13 protein-coding genes are annotated in these 15,730 nt (G+C 37.5%); 3 read left to right on the top strand and 10 right to left on the bottom strand.

The annotated features are described in order from the left end of the window. The first annotated feature begins 224 nt into the window (after positions 1-224). The 3 genes from OK025_RS21195 to OK025_RS21205 all read left to right on the top strand — a co-directional run bounded on the left by OK025_RS21195 (position 225) and on the right by OK025_RS21205 (position 7,919). Positions 225-5,906 carry a hypothetical protein gene (locus tag OK025_RS21195; RefSeq protein WP_317666716.1) on the top strand — a complete coding sequence of 1,894 codons (5,682 nt, stop codon included), beginning with the start codon at positions 225-227 and terminating at the stop codon, positions 5,904-5,906. A 35-nt stretch (positions 5,907-5,941) separates the two neighbouring features. Beyond that, positions 5,942-7,030: a restriction endonuclease gene (locus OK025_RS21200; RefSeq protein ID WP_317666717.1), complete on the top strand. Its 1,089-nt coding sequence runs from the start codon at positions 5,942-5,944 to the stop codon at positions 7,028-7,030. 403 nt (positions 7,031-7,433) lie between these two features. Further along, positions 7,434-7,919 (top strand): hypothetical protein, encoded by a 486-nt coding sequence (locus OK025_RS21205; RefSeq protein ID WP_317666718.1) that lies wholly within the window; start codon positions 7,434-7,436, stop codon positions 7,917-7,919. Between the two features lie 317 nt (positions 7,920-8,236). Here the strand turns inward: OK025_RS21205 and OK025_RS21210 are convergent, their stop codons facing one another. The 10 genes from OK025_RS21210 to OK025_RS21255 are packed head-to-tail and all read right to left on the bottom strand — an operon-like array spanning position 8,237 to position 15,730. After that, positions 8,237-8,515: a DNA-binding protein gene (locus OK025_RS21210; protein ID WP_317666719.1), complete on the bottom strand. Its 279-nt coding sequence runs from the start codon at positions 8,513-8,515 to the stop codon at positions 8,237-8,239. Positions 8,516-8,568: 53 nt separating this feature from the next. Further along, entirely contained in the window at positions 8,569-8,853 is a 285-nt protein-coding gene (locus tag OK025_RS21215; protein ID WP_317666720.1) for a hypothetical protein, read from the bottom strand. Between the two features lies 1 nt (position 8,854). After that, positions 8,855-9,829 (bottom strand): hypothetical protein, encoded by a 975-nt coding sequence (locus tag OK025_RS21220; protein ID WP_317666721.1) that lies wholly within the window; start codon positions 9,827-9,829, stop codon positions 8,855-8,857. 44 nt (positions 9,830-9,873) lie between these two features. Next, complete coding sequence (locus OK025_RS21225; RefSeq protein ID WP_317666722.1) at positions 9,874-10,782, bottom strand: hypothetical protein; 909 nt, start codon at positions 10,780-10,782, stop codon at positions 9,874-9,876. Positions 10,783-10,807: 25 nt separating this feature from the next. Beyond that, positions 10,808-11,653, bottom strand: a complete 846-nt coding sequence (gene traN / locus OK025_RS21230) for a conjugative transposon protein TraN (RefSeq protein ID WP_317666723.1) — start codon at positions 11,651-11,653, stop codon at positions 10,808-10,810. Between the two features lie 35 nt (positions 11,654-11,688). Next, positions 11,689-12,984: a conjugative transposon protein TraM gene (gene traM / locus OK025_RS21235; protein WP_317666724.1), complete on the bottom strand. Its 1,296-nt coding sequence runs from the start codon at positions 12,982-12,984 to the stop codon at positions 11,689-11,691. 11 nt (positions 12,985-12,995) lie between these two features. Further along, complete coding sequence (locus OK025_RS21240; protein ID WP_317666725.1) at positions 12,996-13,247, bottom strand: hypothetical protein; 252 nt, start codon at positions 13,245-13,247, stop codon at positions 12,996-12,998. Position 13,248: 1 nt separating this feature from the next. Beyond that, the gene (gene traK / locus OK025_RS21245) at positions 13,249-13,869 is read right to left on the bottom strand and encodes a conjugative transposon protein TraK (protein WP_317666726.1); all 621 of its coding nucleotides are present in this window, start codon (positions 13,867-13,869) and stop codon (positions 13,249-13,251) included. An 11-nt stretch (positions 13,870-13,880) separates the two neighbouring features. After that, positions 13,881-15,083: a conjugative transposon protein TraJ gene (gene traJ, locus OK025_RS21250; protein WP_317666727.1), complete on the bottom strand. Its 1,203-nt coding sequence runs from the start codon at positions 15,081-15,083 to the stop codon at positions 13,881-13,883. A gap of 8 nt (positions 15,084-15,091) precedes the next feature. Next, complete coding sequence (locus OK025_RS21255) at positions 15,092-15,730, bottom strand: TerB family tellurite resistance protein (protein WP_317666728.1); 639 nt, start codon at positions 15,728-15,730, stop codon at positions 15,092-15,094.

Below are 15,730 nucleotides of genomic sequence, written 5' to 3' on the forward strand. Positions count from 1 at the left end.
TGAAAAAACTACCATGAATTCGTATATTTCGTGGCAGTTATACTTATAGGCGAGGGAGGGAACCGAACCAGCCGTCTGCCAATAGCTTATTATAGCTATTAGCAGCGTAGATTGGGAAATATTGGAATGATAAGGATGGGTCGGATATTACCCTACTTCTGGTGATTTTGTACCGTCATATTTTATTATATTGCAATAGAAGCAATATATGAATATTATATTTTATGGGACTACAAGAAGCGCATGAAGGATATGAGTACCAAGATCTACTTATTGCATACTTTCTATTGAAAGATATGCTGGAAGAGACAAATGGAAGGTTTTTAATTGACAGAAAAGAGTCGAAGATTGATTCAATAGACGATGTAACTATTATTGCTGATAGCGGTAAATTTAAGAATCAAGTTAAATACAGTAATTCTGATTCTGCTCACACACTTAAAAAAGATGATCTTTCAAGTGGGGTTATATGCATTGATGAGTTATTTCAAACCTGGCAAATTAATAGTAATGTCCAAAAATCAGAATTGAGGTTATGTCTTGCCTGGAATTGTCCCGACGACTCTCTTACCGACATTCTTACAGAAATACCAGACAAGGGTACATTCAATAACTTCAATACGAAAGTGTATCAAATTAATATAGCTAAGCTATGGCCTGAAAATGAAGAGCCTCTATCCTCATGGGTTAGATTTAAACGTTTTGTAAGTAAAGAGAAGGTAGATAGAAATCAGTTCATTTGCTTTTGCGATGACTTATATATTGAAGTTGAATTTCCAAAATTCAGCCTAGATCTGAACGAGCCCGGTGAATTAGAGAGCATCGTTATCGATCAGGTAAGATCACTAGGGATTGGAATTTTTCCTAATAACCACATCAAGGTAAGTGAGTTTGCTGCTTCATTGATTTTAGAAGTCAAAAGAGTTAGAAGTAAGGGTGGGGAAATAACTTCAAATTCCATCTTTAGTAAATTTAATATTAGTCAGACCTATGGTTCAATTGAACAAATTTTCCCAGTAATTGAAGAAGAAAACGTAGACAGGCAAGAAACTATAAAGGCATTTATAGGATCTATTCAAGACATTAACAAAGTTTTGCTGCTTGGTGAACCTGGAAATGGCAAATCTTGGTTTATTCAAAACATCGAAAATTATTTATGTAATCATGATGTCAAGGTCATCAGACATTACTGCTATACCAGCGTAGATGACCCCCTGCAAAAAGACCGGATTCAAACCAACACTTTTTTTGGGAATCTCATTGCTGATATTATTAAACACTATCCATACTTAAGACATCATAAAAAAGCAAAATACGGAAGTGATTTATCTGACCTAAATCGCTTGATCGAATTAATTGATCAGGATACTGTATTAATTATTGATGGATTAGATCATATTGATAGAGTATTTCATTTTAAGCAATTCCATGATCTGTCAGTTCGGGATATTGATATCATAAAAACTATATCACGCCTATCAACTTCCCGACACGTGAAAGTAATCATTGCTTCGCAGGCTATTAGTGAGTTGAATGAGCTGGAAGGGTTTGAAAAGAAAAACATCCCAGCATGGGGTATCCATGAAACACGTGAATTGATGTTTAAAGTTGGGCTTTCAGATATTAAAATCGAAAGCAATCTACTTGCAGATTTTTTGCAAGAAAAATGTAACGGAAATCCCCTTTATTTAAAGTATCTCATTATTGAAATCAAGCAGCTTAATTCAGCCATTTCAGCAGAGACAATCAATGAACTACCAACATATTCTTACAATTTGAAGGGTTACTATCAATATATTTTAAATAAAATACAGTCGCATCAGGATGTCCCCAGAATTTTATCGGGTGTTGGATTTAGCTTAACCCAACTTGACCTGAAAGAAATTACCCATTTAGGAATGAAAGTGGAAGAGGATTTAAAAGTTCTTTCGCCAATTCTTAACATTAATATCCTTCAAAGTGGTTACCAGATATATCACGAGAGTTTTAGAAGGTTTATAGTTGAACATCTCGAGTCTGCAGGTGTTAATATTGAAGCTGCAATTTTCAAGCCTATAATAGACTGGTTTTCGAACAAAGACTTCTTTTCCCACACCAAAGCGTTCCGTTTTTACCTTCAGCTATTATATGAAACGCGTAAGTACGATATAGCGCTTAAGCTCATTTCCCATGATTTTATTACCAAAAGCATTATCTGTGGGCAGCCATGGAAAGCCATTACCAACAATTTCTTAATATTGGGAAGATGCGCTGTTCAACATCAAGACTTTCCTGCAATAGTAATGCTGAATGAATTGAACAAAATATTAAGCACCACCATTGATAGTCTAGACAGTGTATTCATTCCTTACTTAACTGCCATAGGTAATCTATATGGTTTCACACACATTTCACAGATATTGCTATTCGATGGTAAGCCCACATTAGATCTGATTGATGGACTCAAAGCATGTTATTTATGTAATGAACACAATACGCCTGCACCTTGGGTGGTATATATGCAATATTTTGAGGATCAAGAAAACATTACGGTAGATACATTTAAGTATTTTGTGCATGGGCTGGTTGCAGAAAGAAAGGCTGATCGTTTAAATAAGGTGGCCACTAAGCTGAATGAAGATCAATCACTATCAGCTTTTTGGACCATATTCCGAAGGGAACTGAGAATATATCCGGATACCCGGTATATTGAGCAACTGCGTAGTACATTTCCTGAGATTGATGCTGCTCTGGAGTCAAGAGACATCATCAACTCTACTTCTCCGCAAAAGATAGAAGAGTTAGTTAATCAGATATTGAAATTTGAACACATACACACCAATGAGCAAAGTATTTTAGAAGACTTTTTTGTTAAAATTAATGAACACGTAAGAGATGAGCTATTTATTAAAAACATTATTGAGCAATTTAAAGGTAAAAACTGGTTCTATAACTGGATAATATATAAGTTAAAGCTCACACTTATAAAAAACTTATATGTAGATGCTGATGCACACACGACGGACTCACTTTTAAGGGAAGCATTTCAATATCTTGGCTATCACACTGAGCCATTTCTTGGCAAGCCCAGAACATCAGATCTTTACGGAATACATAATTATATATATAGTAGCTTAGTTGATGGTCTTCAGCTTATTCATGCAAAAGAGCAATGGGACTATGTAATTGATATTTTGACAAAGGTGAGCGAAGGAACTACTGTTTCTTTGCAAAGAAGTATTTCCGGCCCATTGGCTACAGATTCCCTTTTCCAACTGCTCTCAGATTTTGTATGCAGCGATAATATAGAAAAGATAATCGATGTATTAGTAAGATTGTCAAAAGAAAAGCAGGACTATCACTACCACACAAATATAGCAGAGTATGAATTCACACTTTCAATTTTGTATTCTAAAGCGGGCGATAATATAAATGCACACAACCATTTTGCCGAAGCCGTAAAATATACCCTGGCTTATACTTTCAGAAAAGATGCGACTCTAGATGACGTTATCACTGCAATTGAATCTTACTGTTTGCTAAATCCAACAGTAGGGTCAGATTACCTTAAAAGAATTAAAGTGCTGGCTGACTCGGTGTTGAATCACACTGATGGTAAGGGCACACAACATTATACTGGTGAATGGTATAGAAAATACCTGGCTGTCAATTTTGAGGAAGCATGTTTATACCTGCGTAATGAGCTTCATCGGTATATACATTCATGGATGGATGAAGAATGCCTTGTAGATCTTTTGATTAAGGCAGATGGTTCGGTTGACCCGGTAATTGAAGGATATATCGCCTGTACGTTGCCAGTAGAAAGATCTGAAAAGTTTCAAGCTTACTGTATAAGTCTTTCTGAAAAAATTCCTGAAGGTCATAGCCTTAAAAGCGCGTTGCTAACAATCACGCTGTCCAATATAACTATTGAGGATCAATACAGCTATTCAGTTGGCTTTGTTAAAAAAGCTGAAGAAGCGGCATTGCGACATAAATTGACCCTATATTATAAGCCCAAACCTTCACCAGTTCGCGGACAAGGTCAAATGCCTGCAAAACCAATTAGAATTTTGTGTGAAGACCGAATAGAGTTTGCTGAGATGTCCATTGCTGAACTAACAAATTGGTTTAGTAATGGAAAACTTATTCGGGACAATATCAATGCACTATGCTACTTGTTTGATTCATTTAATGAGCTCGACAATGAAGTGAAAGAATTTATTAACACCCTGATAATCAACAAAAGGAATGACAATGGCGATCCTAACGATGGGCTTGATATGGTGTTTGCTGAATACAATGATTTTAGATGCTATTATCTGGTTAGCAGATTTGTTTTAGAATCCGGTGGGTGGTTTCAGCGACTCACCAGGATAGATTTGTTTAAAGCTGCACATGACTATAATCCCCAATTGGCATTAACCTACCTGTTTGAACTACTGGTTGATCAACTAAACGTAGGGTTTAATCGTGACTTTTCTGCTAATCTGATTCGATTACTTATAGAATTGAAATATGACCCTAAAGTAATTGACGAAATGTGGGCTAATCTTTTCAATGTTACAAGCTATCGCCTTCCTAAACAGGAAGCTATAGACTGGGGGGATGCATTGGATAATAGTCTAGAGATGAACCGACGCGAGATTTTATTTAGCATACTGCTTTGTAGATTCAGGGCAAACACTACTGAGCGATATCAACGGGTAGTTGGTGGCTTGGTATATATAATGAAATACTGTCCGGATCTTGCTGTAAAACCATTTAAATGGTTCCTACAAAACAGAGACCGATTTCAATCTTCTCAGATATTGTCAGTAATTCAACTAATTTATGATCAAAATGTAATAGACACCCAGTATAAAGATAATTTTTCAGGTGAATTGAATAGCATGTATCCGACGCGCTACGTGACTATTGATGTTTTAATAGAAGAGCTGCTTAACAAACCTGAATTTAAATATATAGAAGTAGAGGATATTCAGTTTCCACTTAAGGCCTATGAAAAAGAATTCTATTTAAGCCTAAATCAACGACAGTCAGTATTTACAAATATGGGGCTAGACCTCGATCAGGTTTTTGCAAAACATCAATCTACCTGGCAACTTAAATACCAACACCTTTTTGAAATTTATGTAAATAGATTCAATAAAACAATGGTTCAGCATATTTACAGTTCGGAATATATGCTTGAACTCATTAATAGCGGCTATTTATCAAACCAATTGAAAGATTGGGCGAAAGTAAATAAGCTATCCTTCTATAAGACCGCATCACTTGGGTTGAATGCGATTGCCGCGCAGATAAATTCTAGCTCTTTCAGGCCTATTGGTATAGTAAGACCATGGGATACTGAAGGTGAACGTTTAGAGGACATAGATACTTCTAAAGACTGGATTTTGATAGCACACTTTGAGCATGAATATAAAATGGTCAAATATTCGGAATTGCTGGGCGCACAGAATTTTGGTGGCCTTACGTTCTCTGGAATGTCAACAGGTAATTTCCCCTATTCCAAGTACAATTTGCATTCGGCAGTCATCTGGGACAATATGGTTGTGGATGCTGCTATGGAAGATACACCAGTGCTCGCCTTTATTCAGCATGACCCAATTGAATTTTTGAGGTTACTTTGGCTGCACCCTAATATTGTAAGTGCACTTAATTTAACTGTATCAGATCCTGCGGATGGATTGTATGCAACTAATGAATACAACGAAAAGGTTTTGAAGTTTGAATACTGGTCATCAGAATATCTGGGGCTACGTCACAATAATCATTTACATGATGAAAAGGCAAAGCTGGTAGGTTCTGCGCTTTCGATGAAGAAAGATTATTTTGATAAAATGTGCAAAATTTATAAATATGCACCTAAATATTGCATACTTAATGACAAGACTAAAGAGAAGCCAGAATTAGGCCAATAAGTATGTACAGGTGATGCCAGAAATGCTTTGATAATATGATTTATACAGTTAATGATATTGCTTTTGAGCAATTGACACCACGAGATTTTGAGCACCTATGTTATGAGCTGCTTTTAAGATACGGTTACCAGGAATTAATATGGCGCCAGGGTGGTGCAGATAGCGGTCGTGATATTGAGGGGACATTGCTTTTTTCAAATCACATCCACCCTAAAAAAACCAAGTGGTTTTTTGAATGTAAACATTATACCTCGAGCGGCGTTCCGCCCGCCGAACTAAATTCTAAGATAGCTTGGGCAGATGCTGAACGCCCGGACTTCCTAGTCCTATTTGCATCCTCTTATATAACAAAAGATGCTCGAACCTGGCTCGAGCATATTCAATCCCAAAAGCTGTATAAGATTGTTGTTATAGAAGGCCCAGATTTAAAAAACAGGTTATTACAATTTCCGGCTTTGATAGAACAATTCTTTTCTCTTAATGGTGCTGAGCAACTTTTTAATGATGTGAAGAAAATGTGGGTCCACCACAAGATTGAGCCAAGTTTTGAGGTTCTCCGAGAAGTAGCTGAGAAGATCGACCCAGAAAAGCTTACGCTTAACGATTTGGGATTCATATTTATCTCTTTTTATAGAAATTATCAGGCATTTGAAGGGCGGGAAAGCTACTACGATGACTTTACTGAACAAATTCTCGAGCCACTTTACGATCGCCTGATAACGTTGGCAAAGCCAGACAGCTTAGAAAATTTTGAACCCTACAGAGGTGACGTTGATGAACTAGGTGGCAATGGCTGCTTTGATGAAGTTGATATGCTTCAATATGATGAAACGCCGAACCCTTCCTATGCGCATCAATATTATCTGCTTCATTTAAATCATAAAAAAAGTTCTGATAAATGGACAACAGGGCATTACCTGTTTTTAAACACCACTTATGAAGAGGCAATAGAGCTCTTTATGCTAGACGATTCAGATTTTACTACTGGTGCAAGGGTCTACAGTCCCTATACGCCAGATGCGCTAAAGCAACTGGCATTGGATCTACCAGATGATTTTATTAACAAGATATTGGTTGCCTATCCTAGCTTGAATGTTGCAAAAGAAAAAAGACAAGAAGGATAATTTTTATAAGGAATAAGGACAAGACTATTATATGATTGAAATTGACCAATCTTTTCATACTTAAAACTTTCGTTTTTTATCGTAAACTTTTATTGCTTTCAGTTGCCTTCAATTGGAAGTAAAAAAAAGCCGGTCAAATTTCCCTCTTTATCAAAGATTTCAACGTCACATTTCATACCATAATCTTTTCTATTTTCTCTAACCATCCAATTGTCGGGTATAACCTCATTAAATACATGTCTTGATTTATCTTCTAGAATGTGGTTATTATTCCTTTTCGCCGTAACATACAGATTGAGATAATTGCTACAATCATTCAAATAATACCGAATAATTGCTATACCTGTTTTTAATGAGTTATAAATATGTTAAATTAGGTTTCAAATTATCCAATTTCGAACCTATGAATATTATAATAAGTTCACCTTTTTTCTTTATTCAAAATACCACAATTTGTTATAAATGTAACGCCAATACTCCAGTGATTTCATTAGCTGCTGTATCATACAAGGTCCAAGATGCCGATGTAGAGGAATCGAATGACTTATTTTTTTTTTCTAAAATAATTCCGAAAGATGAAAAATTAAGGAATTTATTAAAAACTAAATTTTCCTATTTCCGACCATTTTTCTCAAAAATTGTTGATCAAGAATATTGGGCCAATCACTGTGTTTTTTGTAATGCAGCACAAGGTGATTGGTTTCTGCATTCAGAGCCAGGAGAAGCCTTCTTTCCTTTGGAAGAATCGGACTGGAAAAATTACCTTTTTATAGATTACAGGAACGAACACAAAGTTGAGTTCGAAGGAGAGCCTTCGAGGATCAAGAATGGGAATATCTTTCAAAACAAAGCCAGGCATATAGAATTTAGGAATTTTCCAGGAGCATAAAATATAATAGGGATGGCAATAAAATAATTGCCATCCCTATTATAAAAAATTAAGCACTTTTATTGAACTCCCTTTTTGGGGATGATAAGAGGGGCAATATAGCAAGTATTTATATTTTTCTAAATCCTTTATACACTTATGGTAGGTTGGTAAACTTCCGATATGTGATTTAGCCATTAGTATCTTCCTGGAAGTTTGAATTGTCCTATACCCATTCTCTCTTCGGCACAGGGTAATGATCGCAAATAGTAGTGCCATATGGGAAACAGTTAATCTTTGGTCTGCCGTAGCCTTTTTAATTACCTCATCATTCCACATTATTCGTATCCTCCATTTAACTCTTTAGGTAATAGCCGTTTAACTTCGTTGTAATTATAGTAATAGGTCCCGCCAACTTTTTTGTAGGTTAGCTCACCGGCTATGCGCATTTGTTGCAGCTTGCCAGCCGATATTTCCAATATTTCCAAAACCTGTTTCGTCTTAATAGAACGGGGGAAACTCTTTACCTCCTGAATTTTTAGGATTTCCTTTATGTCTGAAAGTAGTTTTATCCTGAAATCCTCCAGGTCATCTTTAGTCACAATATTTATCTGCATATCTCACCTTTCTTTTTCACGTTTTTCAATCTTTCAAAATGTGCGTTTTCTTTCTATAACTGCTTTAATTCCACGGTTGTAGGCATATCATTTGCCTGGGAAGGGTAATAACCGATATATCCATAATGGTTAAGAATTGCCATTTTTCTATAGTAGGTAGCTGTACTGGATATCTTTGATAATCTCATCAATTCACTTCTATCCACTACAATTTTTTCTTTCTGAGCATTTATACACTTGAATAGGATGGCCATATAAAGGGCTATATGTTTGGTATCAATCGCGATGTCGTTTTGCACTTTATTTACAAACAAAATTGCCAAATCCTTCTTTTCCATATCAGTTCAGTTTAGTTCGGCTAATCTTTGCTTCGCCATCCTGGCCTTTAGCTATTACCATTTTCGCTTTTGGATTACTACTTAAATCATTCAGATTAATTCTTTTATTCTCCTTAATGAAAAGTATAGATTTACCAAGGGGATTAGCTTCGATAAATATTTCATTGTATTTTTTTGAATTAAGATTTACCCTTTGGCCTGATTGTAAATCAGCAACCATACGGTCAATCTCCTCGGCCGGTAACTTTAGCCCCGGAATCTTTTTTATTTCCTGGTGCAAGTCAAAGTTTGGAACAAGGATTTCTTTCAGCTTGATATTCCCATTTTTATCCCGGTCATTTAAATCCGGTATCAGCCATTTATCCTTAATCAAAATTGGTCTTCCTTGTAGTAGTGTCACTACATCTGCTTTCCTTAGGGAAGATTCACTTCCTACAAAGATGTTCCGCTGCTCTTTATCACTAAGATTTAAGCTATATAATAAGCCATCCAATCGCTTTTTGTCCTCGCTTATTATGATCTTTGTATCGAGCACCTGGTTTGCTTGAATTAGCTCCGAAGTTGCTTTATTAGACAATAAGTTAAGTGTTGGCTGTAAGGTATCAAAGGAAACGCCCAGCTGCTCTAAAGGCTTTTTAAATCTTGGATGTTGAAGATTAATTCTATTGGGATCGGGATCAGCGAGGCCAATAGATCGCTTTAGCTTATCTAATGCTTTTTTGAAAGTTCTGGATGCTCTCTTAATCCTGTTCGGATAGAGGGCCTTTTCGAGTTGCTTTGTTTCTTGCTGCAATTTTTTCTTGGTGATCTTTTCTTCGGTGGTAGGGTAATTAATCTTTGCCCCAAGGATTTGCTCATATTTACGCAATTGCTCTTTTAATAAATACTTTTCACCTGAAGAAGGATTCCCAATTGATTCAAAACGTTTCTTCCATTTAAGGACATCCTGCCACCACTGTTCAATACGATTTCTCATAGCTCCTTATTTTAAAGAAAGAAATGGGGGAATCCCCCCAAATCTTATCCTAACTTGATTCGAGATCCATTATTTTTATTTTTCTGATCGTCATCTTTTTTAATGGAACTTTCGGTCAAATTTTTTTGCTCCTGTGTATTCTTTTCCGAAGCGACATTGTTTTTTCCTGCCTCAATAATGCTTGAATCAGGGGAGACACCTTGAGATTTGGATTGCTCCTGACCTTGTTCTTGTTGTTCTTTTTTATATGACAAGCGGATGGGCTTGTTTTGCTCATCATATAAATTCATGGAGCCAAAACGGGGAGCAGCTTCAATCTTTATTTTTTCTTCACCACGGCTTGTTACCATTATTACCTGTACGCGATTACCTTTTTTCAGGGAGTCTATCAATTCCTTTTTGTTCTGAGAGAATTCTAAACCTTTAATAGGATATTGTTCCAATTGCTTTTCCAGATCAAAATGGTTCCTTCTGTCTAACTGGTAATTCCCATTAGTGTCGACATTTTTAAAATCCAGGTAAACCCAAGCCTCTGATGTTTGACGATCATTTTTGTCATCAGGATTTATTTTGGTAAAGGTTTTGTTTACAGAGCGGCCATCAAGTAAATTGTATCCTTCCTTTAAAGTGTACTTGTTGCCAAAATATACCGGGAATTTTTGCTGTAACGTTTCTTCTTTACCTTCCTTCTTTACCAGAAGGTCAAAGGAGTTAAAGAATACTTTGTCGAGGTCCTGATCAGATCGTTTAAAGTGTAATACACCACGGACGGAATCACTATTTATTTTTGTGTCATGGCTAATTTGAAACTCTTCAGTTCCTTTAGCAAGGGCCTCCGTTAATTGATCTCTACCAATGGTGCCAAAACCCGCATAAAATATTGCGTTCGCCAAGGCGTCAACTGTTTCTTGTTTTACTTCAGTTTGTTCATTCATCGCATTTTCCTCCTTCACTTTTAATTGTTAAAAAATATACAGATTACATTGTTCTTGCTTTGAGCAAGGTTTTGTTACTAATTTTTAATTCGAGTTGCCGGCCACCATTAAGTTCCTGTATTTCAATCTTAAGGTATTTCTTGTCCGGAATAGTGAATTTTTTGATTGCAAGAACAATGGTCTGTTTTGACTTTCCTTCAATTCTTTTCAAATTCCCGTAAGTGTAGGTGGGCTGTAATTCTACTTCCTGGCTGGCCGTCCGTTTTGATCTTTTGGCATCCCGGATATAAAGTCTGAATCCATCTATATCATAATTAATCTGACTGTTATTCTCCAGGCTAAACTGAAAGTATAACTGATCATCTTTGATATATATACCATCTAAAGCTATCATCATATCATTCTTGTCATCATTTATTTTACTCAAAAATGATTGCCTGTTACCGATGCGTTGTGCAATTTCTTTCAACTGGCTTTCATATTCTATATCCGGACTAAATTGTACAATAGGTATAGAAGGAATAGCCAGATCTGCAACTTTCAAATTGATAAAGGCAGGGTTAGGCTGGTATCGTAACGAAAATGAGTATAAAGCTCCTTCGGCAGTAATAATGGTAAGATTAGTCGGTTGAAAATCTTCCACAGCGGCTTTGACCTGCAATACATTTTCAATTCCGGCTGCCTTTTGTACCAGTACATCAGCTGATCCACGGTCAACGCTTTTTATGGAATAGGGAAAGATGAGGTTTGTCGTTTTATCATAGGATATTCCTACATTGAAAGGTTCTATCATACCAGTAATTCGTGTTCGGGAATCCTGTCCAAAGATTGTAGTGGCTTGAAAGATAAGGCAGATGACTGCCAACAAGATGTTGATTGTTGTTTTCATAACTATTGCTTTATAGATATTGATTTAATATTATTTTATTGGTCCTTACGCTTATTGTCTTTCAGCAGGATACGATATCCGGCTTTTACGTCAACTTTAATTTGTTTAACCTTCTTGGAGAGGAGATTTTTACCTAACTCAATTCCTGCTGATGCAGCCTGGGCACCAAGGGTTTGATCAAAAGTGCCCAATGACAAACTCTGTATTGTCTGATCGGAGTTTTGTTTGATCACATCACGGGTTATGGCACCCGGAATCCGGATTCCAGCAATTCCGTCCAGATCATAGACAGATAGTTTAACAGGGAAGAGGGATTCTTTGTATTGTATGCCATCAATATCTACTTCAAGCCTTTCGCCACGAAGAGAAACTAACCCGTAGATGAAACTCCCTTTTGGAATCTGAACACCGTTTATAAATGCATCTGAGGAAAGTCGGAGTTTTATTGTGGAGCCAGAGACCAGAGTTTGGGTTTCATGCACTACTGCAGCAATAGCGTTTAAATCTGGTTGGCCAACAATTTCATTATTCAATCCATAGAAAGTATTCATTTCTTTGTCAGGGCTTTTATTGAATTGTTCCGCATACTGTTTGACCGGCCTGTTATCCAATACTGTAATGACCGCAGATTTTGGTGCTGTTTTAAATGGATATACCTGTCCATGGTGTGCGGCAGACTGTTCCTTCAGACGCTGTTGCACACGGTCCGGGTGTTGGATATCCAAAATTTTGTCCATCATTGAACTGAGCTGGGAAACCTCTTTATCCTCTTCGGCTGTTTCGGACATCGTTTCCATCATTTTTTCCAGCCGGTCCACTTCTGCTGAACCAACCGATGGTGCGGAGTAACTTCTATATGGGGCGATATAATGGTTATCTTCCGGTGCTGCATAATTACGGCTCAGTTCGTTTTGTAGTTGATTTAACCTATTATAGATTCTAGTTTCCTGGCCTGCAGGATTACTGTTGCTTCCAGAATACAATGAAGTATTCAAACCAGCAGGAGTGGAGCTTAGAAAGTCTTGTGTAGCCAAATATTCGCTATCTTTTGACATAGCGTAATTAGGATCAGCTTTCATTAACTCCTGCAGTTTAAGGGAATCTTTTTCCGCCTGGTTGTAAAAGTCAAGCTTATTGAACTCCGTTTCTTTGTTCTGTGCATCGGGTAGATTCAGGTTAAGGCCTCCATCCGCTTTAGCCAAAACCGTTTGTGTTTTGCCGCCCCCCATAAGCCAGAACATGAGCGTAAGGAAGGGTACACAGATTAGCGGAAGAAAAAGGAAAAATTTTCTTTGCTTTTGCTGTTGCTCGTTTAAAGTTTGTTGTTCCATATTGATGTTTATTAAAAATTAAAAAAGTGGTTCCCCGTACCTGTAAGGGCCGAGAACATAATGTATATGCAAATTGCGCTACCTAGTAGCAGGAAAGCTGCCAGCAGCACCTTCCAGGTTCGGGGACTATAATGAGCTGTTTTATTTTTGAGATATACGGCAAAGTATTTTGCTTTTTTATTGACGTTTCCAGCTATTACCTTCCGAATAGATTGCATAGGTCCCGGACCTTTCTCAGGTACCGATTTTTCGATTGTTTTCATATTAATTGCGATTTATCGTTTTGAGGTCTTTATTTTCTATGGTATTCCAGCGTTCAATTAAAAAGCCATGACTGTTATTTTCCGTCCGGGATACACTTCTAAGTTCACCTTCTGTAATCAGGCTTCTTTTTGAGATGGTTGTAGGCCTAATGATATCCTGTGTGGCAAAACAGCGAAACTTAAAGGGATATTGATTGATATCAACCTGCACACTATCCACCTGAATCGTTTGGTTTACATTTCCTGAGATCAGACCAGAATAAAACTTATTTTCCTTCAGGTTGTCATACACTTTTTTCGCACTCTCATCAGCCAGGTATAAAGCTTTTGTTATGGTTGTTTTGATGGCCTGCTCATCGGGGTCAAGTGTGAAGAAGAGTTGATGAAACGTCTTGATATGATCTTTCGCTTCAACAGGGATATTGTCCTTTCTATCAGATGAATAGGCCTCTAGCGCCTTGCCATTGGCCAGTACATAAATTCTGGATTGCATACTAGAAACCATCCGAAAGCTGGTAAAAACGGTGTAAACACAAATTAGTGTCGTTGCCCCAAGCATACAGATACAGAATAGTCTGAACTGACGGAAAGAAGTATCTATGTTCTGAATTTTTTTAAACATGAGATTAGCCATTAAGAATTACCACTAAGTTTATCTTTAAAATAAGGGGCACTATTTGCCTGCGATGCCATGCCATCCTTCATTCCTGATGCTGCATTGCCCATGGCGTCCGCAGCCATGCCCATTCCTGCCAGAGCTCCTCCTGCAGCCATTGATGCTGCTGAAGTGCCCATTGACTGAGCTGCACCCATGGTGGATGAAAACATACTGGTCGTTTTTTGCTGCAGAGCGCCGCCACCGGCAGCATGCACAATATAATTGGCAACAGATGGAACCGTAAAGTAACCCACAATACCAATGATCAAAAAAATGAGGTAACCTATATCGGTACTGCTAAAAAAAGTCTCTCCCTGTTCACCGATCTGGCTGATATCCAGTTTAATCATTTGTTCTTGTATTTTGGCAATGATGGCACCGAATATATTGGCCACAGGTAACCAGAGGAAAATATTGATATAACGGGCAAGCCAAACGGTTAGGGTATGATGGAAGCCATCAAATACAGCAAGGCCAAATACCAATGGTCCAAGGATGGAAAGCACGACCAACTGGAAAGTACGCAAAGTGTTAATACATAGTGAGGCTGCTTCAAAGAGTATTTCAAGGGCCTGGCTCATCCATTCTTTAACGCTGTTCCGGATATTATATCCTGCTTTTTCCAGACCGAAATCAATGTTGTTGGCAAACCGGTCCATGAAACCCTCATCAATATCTTTATTGTATTTATACTTTAGCCATTTATCCCGATCGCCCTGTCCATCTTCTCCGACAAACATTTGCCATTTGGAAGTTTTCTTAATCGCTTCCTCCTTCTGTTTGAGCAGGATTTCAATTGATTTGTTCGAACCGGTTATCATAGATGCAGTTGCCGTTACGGTAGGTTTCATAACACCATTGATCATACCCAAAACAGATGGAAAGATGGTGATACAAAAGCCGATAGCAAAGGGTCTGAAGAGTGGATAAAAATCGATAGGCTCTGCATTGGCCAAATGTTTCCATACACGGTGGGCAATATAAAATAGTGCAGCAAACCCAGCTAGACCTCTGCCAACCCCAATCAATTGGCTACAAAGCGGCATCATTTCATCATATAATTGATCAAGGATATCATGCATACCGTTCAGATCAGATGCCAGACCTTGGGCATACAATCCCATTGGCCCTAGCAAAAGGATGACGATAAATAGAATTGTTCTGTTCAAAGTTTTCATATTGTATTTTATTTAGTAATTCCATTCAGCTGTTTGCTGAATTGCAGGTCTTTTTTAGCTTTGGCGCGTTGTAGGCCAAGGATAGAAGTTTGGGAATTGAAGTGTCGGAGAAACTGTATTTTTTCCTCCATATCTTCATATATATGGTCAATGGCTTGTAGCCTTTCATCATCAGACATTCTCATTTTCCCGGCTGTGATTACTCCTGCGAGCTCGTCAAGGTTTCTAAGGCTCAGTTTTAATAGATTTCCGTAAACCTTTTCCATATAGTCCAGTTCTTTTGTATTGAAGGAACCATCAGACTTGAACCTGCTAAAGGAGGATTTATATTCTTTTACCAAAGCAAGCTGGGCTTCGATGATCATGCTTACCTTACGGTATTTTTTTACCGTAGGACTTACCTCCATAAGTCCATCCAGGAAAGTCTGGTGCAAGGAAAAGTTACCCTGAGATAGGTCCTTAACGGTATTATAGCCACCATTAAGAATTTTATATCCATCCTTCATCTGCTTTAAGATTGCTTTAAACTGCGTTAGCTTCTCCACATTAAGCAGCAACTGCGCTATTTCATTGGCCTGTCCAAAGGAAGGTTTTCCCTGCAATATTCCCATTACCAGCAGGCATAAAATGATCGTAAACTTTCTCAT

This window comes from Sphingobacterium sp. UGAL515B_05 (assembly GCF_033097525.1).
Lineage (GTDB): Bacteria > Bacteroidota > Bacteroidia > Sphingobacteriales > Sphingobacteriaceae > Sphingobacterium.

What these genes read in the sequence shown, in the direction of transcription:
- OK025_RS21195 (WP_317666716.1), top strand. Translation starts at nt 225, where the DNA reads ATGGGACTACAAGAAGCGCATGAAGGATATGAGTACCAAGATCTACTT.
- OK025_RS21200 (WP_317666717.1), top strand. Translation starts at nt 5,942, where the DNA reads ATGATTTATACAGTTAATGATATTGCTTTTGAGCAATTGACACCACGA.
- OK025_RS21205 (WP_317666718.1), top strand. Translation starts at nt 7,434, where the DNA reads ATGAATATTATAATAAGTTCACCTTTTTTCTTTATTCAAAATACCACA.
- OK025_RS21210 (WP_317666719.1), bottom strand. Translation starts at nt 8,515, where the DNA reads ATGCAGATAAATATTGTGACTAAAGATGACCTGGAGGATTTCAGGATA.
- OK025_RS21215 (WP_317666720.1), bottom strand. Translation starts at nt 8,853, where the DNA reads ATGGAAAAGAAGGATTTGGCAATTTTGTTTGTAAATAAAGTGCAAAAC.
- OK025_RS21220 (WP_317666721.1), bottom strand. Translation starts at nt 9,829, where the DNA reads ATGAGAAATCGTATTGAACAGTGGTGGCAGGATGTCCTTAAATGGAAG.
- traN (WP_317666723.1), bottom strand. Translation starts at nt 11,653, where the DNA reads ATGAAAACAACAATCAACATCTTGTTGGCAGTCATCTGCCTTATCTTT.
- traM (WP_317666724.1), bottom strand. Translation starts at nt 12,984, where the DNA reads ATGGAACAACAAACTTTAAACGAGCAACAGCAAAAGCAAAGAAAATTT.
- OK025_RS21240 (WP_317666725.1), bottom strand. Translation starts at nt 13,247, where the DNA reads ATGAAAACAATCGAAAAATCGGTACCTGAGAAAGGTCCGGGACCTATG.
- traK (WP_317666726.1), bottom strand. Translation starts at nt 13,869, where the DNA reads ATGTTTAAAAAAATTCAGAACATAGATACTTCTTTCCGTCAGTTCAGA.
- traJ (WP_317666727.1), bottom strand. Translation starts at nt 15,083, where the DNA reads ATGAAAACTTTGAACAGAACAATTCTATTTATCGTCATCCTTTTGCTA.
- OK025_RS21255 (WP_317666728.1), bottom strand. Translation starts at nt 15,730, where the DNA reads ATGAGAAAGTTTACGATCATTTTATGCCTGCTGGTAATGGGAATATTG.